Source organism: Trebonia sp. (assembly GCF_049794275.1).
Classification (GTDB): Bacteria; Actinomycetota; Actinomycetes; order Streptosporangiales; family Streptosporangiaceae; genus Trebonia.
Window position 1 is genome coordinate 1 of record NZ_JBARCR010000595.1, and the last position, 4,152, is coordinate 4,152.

The 4,152-nt window shown below is 70.3% G+C and carries 1 protein-coding gene; it reads left to right on the forward strand.

What is annotated here, in order from left to right:
• Window positions 1-162 precede the first annotated feature (162 nt).
• Window positions 163-4,134, forward strand: coding sequence for an ATP-dependent RNA helicase HrpA (hrpA, locus tag WA805_RS16075; protein ID WP_425242737.1), 3,972 nt, complete (start codon window positions 163-165; stop codon window positions 4,132-4,134).
• The last annotated feature ends 18 nt before the right edge of the window (window positions 4,135-4,152 follow it).

Here is a 4,152-nt window from a genome sequence, read left to right on the forward strand (position 1 = left end):
AAGCCCTCCGCCACTGGCACTGGGCCCTCCAGCCGAGCAGGATAAGTCCTGGCGAGAGGCTCGGCTGAGCAGGAGATGAGGTAGCCAGCCCGTAACCGGGAAGCCTGGCGGGCCTAAAAGCGTTGGCACTACCGGATCTTCTTCCTCTACTCTTTCTCGCCGGTGACTCAACCTTCCACGCTGCCCTCGCTTGCCGACCTGCGCCGCGCCCTGCCCGAGCTGATGCTGCACGACCAGCACCGGCTGGCCAGGCGTATCGACCGCGCGAACGGCCTCCGCGACCAGGCCGCCCGCGACAAGGCCGTCATCGAGCTGACCGCCGAGATCGACCGGGCGGCTCGCCGGGTAGCCAGGCGCCGCGAAGCGGTCCCCGACATCAGCTACCCAGAAGACCTGCCGGTCAGCCAGCGCAGGGACGACATCGCGCAGGCGATCAGGGATCACCAGGTCGTGATCGTGGCCGGCGAGACCGGGTCGGGCAAGACCACCCAGCTGCCCAAGATCTGCCTCGAGCTCGGCCGCGGCGTCACCGGCCAGATCGGCCACACGCAGCCAAGAAGGATCGCCGCCCGCACCGTCGCCGAACGCATCGCCGAGGAAACCAGCACCCAGCTCGGCACCGCGGTCGGCTACAAGGTCAGGTTCACCGACAAGTCCGGTGACAACACCCTGGTCAAGGTCATGACCGACGGCATCCTCCTCAACGAGATCGCCAGCGACCGCGACCTGTACCGGTACGACACGCTCATCATCGATGAGGCCCACGAGCGCAGCCTGAACATCGACTTCATCCTCGGCTACCTCAGGCAGCTCCTGCCGCGCCGCCCCGACCTCAAGGTGATCATCACCTCCGCCACGATCGACCCGGAACGCTTCGCCGCCCACTTCGCCATCGACGACCAACCCGCGCCGATCATCGAGGTCTCCGGCCGCACCTACCCCGTCGAGGTCCGCTACCGCCCGATCACCGACCCAGAGCAACGAGACACAGAGGACCGCGACCAGATCCAGGCGATCAGCGACGCCATCGACGAGCTCAGCGCCAACGGTCCCGGCGACATCCTCGTGTTCTTCTCCGGCGAGCGCGAGATCCGCGACACCGCCGACGCCCTCAAGGGCCGCAAGAACCTCGAGGTCCTCCCGCTCTACGGCCGCCTGTCCGCCGCCGAACAGCACCGCGTCTTCGAGCTCCCCGCCAGCCGGACCATGAGCCACCGCCGCGTCGTGCTCGCCACCAACGTCGCGGAAACCTCGCTCACCGTCCCCGGCATCCGCTACGTCATCGACCCGGGCACCGCCCGCATCTCCCGCTACTCACTGCGCACCAAGGTCCAGCGCCTCCCCATCGAGCCCATCTCGCAGGCCAGCGCCAACCAGCGCAAGGGCCGCTGCGGCCGCGTCGCCGACGGCATCTGCATCCGGCTGTACTCGGAAGAGGACTTCGACTCACGCCCCGAGTACACCGACCCCGAGATCCAGCGCACGAACCTCGCCTCCGTCATCCTCCAGATGGCCGCCGCCCGCCTCGGCGACGTCCGCGCGTTCCCCTTCGTCGACCCGCCGGACCCGCGCAGCATCACTGACGGCGTGCGGCTGCTCGAAGAGCTCAACGCCATGAAGAGCGACCGGCTCACGGACACTGGCCGGAAGATGGCCCGTCTCCCCGTCGACCCCCGCATCGCCCGCATGATCATCGAAGCGGACCGCCAGGGCTGCGCCCGCGAAGTCCTGGTCATCGCCGCCGCGCTGTCCATCCAGGACCCCAGGGAACGCCCTGCCGACAACCAGCAGGCCGCCGACACCGCGCACCGCCGCTTCGCCCAGCCGGAATCGGACTTCCTCACCTTCCTCGCGCTGTGGGACTACCTCACCGACCGCCAGCGCGAGCTGTCCGGCTCCGCCTTCCGCCGTATGTGCCGCGCCGAGTTCCTCAACTACCTGCGGGTCCGCGAGTGGCAGGACCTGCACGCTCAGCTGCAAAGCCTGTCCGCCGATCTCGGGCTGAGCACCGATTCATCGTCTTCTGAACGGGCCCGTGTTCACACCGCCCTGCTCGCCGGACTCTTGTCCCACGTCGGCATGAAGGTAGTGCTCACTGCCCGGCCTGGCACGCCCCCTGAGCGTGGCCGCCGTCCGCTGCCCGAATACCTCGGCGCCCGCGGCACCCGGTTCGCGATCTTCCCTGGCTCCGCGCTCGCCCGCAAGCCGCCGGACTGGGTGGTCGCCGCCGAGCTCGTAGAGACGTCCAGGCTCTGGGGCCGCATCGTCGCCAGCGTCGAGCCGGAATGGGTCGAACCGGTCGCCGCCCACCTGGTCAAGCGGTCCTACAGCGAGCCCCGCTGGTCTAAGAGCCGCGGCGCCGTCATCGCCACGGAGAAGGTCACCCTCTACGGCATCCCGATCGTCGCCGACCGCACGGTGAACTTCGACCGTATCGACCCGGTCGCCTCCCGCGAGCTTTTCATCAGGCACGCCCTCGTCGAAGGCGACTGGGAAACCAGGCACCACTTCTTCCGCGACAACGCCACGCTGCTCGCCGAAGCCGCCGAACTCGAGCAGCGCGCCCGCCGCCGCGGCCTGGTCGCCGGCGAGGACGCGCTCTTCGAGTTCTACGACGCCCGCGTTCCCGCCGACGTGACCTCCGCACGGCACTTCGACGCCTGGTGGAAGAGGCAGCGCCACCAGACCCCTGACCTGCTCACGCTCACCCTCGATGACCTGCTCAGCGCGGAGGCGGCGGAGGCGCTAGAGCTGGACTCCGCCTACCCCGAGGTCTGGACCTCGGAGACGCAAGGCCCGGCCGCGGCAGGCCAGCGAGCCCTGTCGCTGTCCTACGCCTTCGAGCCCGGCACGGAAACCGACGGCGTCACCATCGACATCCCGCTCAGCACCCTGAACCAGGCCCGGCCAGAGGAGTTCTCCTGGCAGGTCCCCGGCCTGCGCCACGAGCTGGTCACCGAACTGATCCGCTCCCTGCCCAAGGCCCTGCGCCGCGAGCTCGTCCCCGCCCCCGACGTCGCCCGCGAGGTCCTCGCCCGGCTCGACGGCACCACCCCGGCCGGCGACATCAGGGACGTGCTGTCCCGCGAGCTGCTGCGGCTGCGCGGCGTGCGGGTCCCTGCCGACGCCTATGACCTGGACAAGCTCCCGGCTCACCTGCGGATCACATTCCGCATACTCGACAACGGCCGCGTGCTCGCCACGGGTAAAGACCTGGCCGCGCTCCAGCGGCAGCTGCGGCCGAAGCTGCGCGCGACCCTGTCCGCCCGGGCGAGCGCCCTCACCAGGACCGGACTCACCACCTGGGACATCGGCACCCTGCCCCAGGTGTTCACCGACGGTGAGGTCAAGGCCTACCCGGCCCTCGTCGACAACGGCGACGCCGTCGATGTCCGCCTCTTCGAGACCCCAGAGACGGCCCGCGCCGCCATGCTCGCCGGAACGCGGCGGCTGATCCTGCTCGGCGCCAGGTCCCCGGTCAAGGACATCGCCGCCCGCCTCACCACCGCGCAGAAGCTCGCGCTCAGCAACAACCCCCACGGCGGCGTCGCCGCGCTGTTCGCCGACGCTGTCAACTGCGCCGCCGACGGCCTGATCGCCGACGCCGGCGGCCCTGCCTGGGACGCCGCGGGATTCGAGCGGCTCGCCGCCGACGTCCGCCCCAGGCTGCACGCCGCCACCCACGAGGTCATCACCTGGGCCGAGGAAATCCTGCGCGCCGCCCACGCCGCCCAGATCCGGCTCGGCGAACTGCGCAGCCCGGTGCTCGAGCCCGCCGCCGCCGACATCCGCGACCAGCTCGCCGGCCTCGTCTACTCCGGTTTCCTCGCCGCCACTGGAACCCGGCGGCTCCCGGCGCTGGCCCGCTACCTGCGCGCCATCCAGTACCGCCTGGACAAGCTGCCCGACAACCCCGGCCGCGACGCCCAGCAAATGGCCGTCGCGCACCGCGTCGAGGACGCCTACCGCGACGCGCTCGCCGCCATGCCCGCCGCCGAGCGGTCCACCGAAGCCGCCCGCGAGATCGGCTGGCAGATCCAGGAACTGCGGGTCAGCCTATTCGCCCAGACAATCGGCACCCAGGGCCCAGTCTCGGAACGCAGGATCCTGACGGCAATCGACCACCTCACCTGACAACCCAGGCCGCTCCGC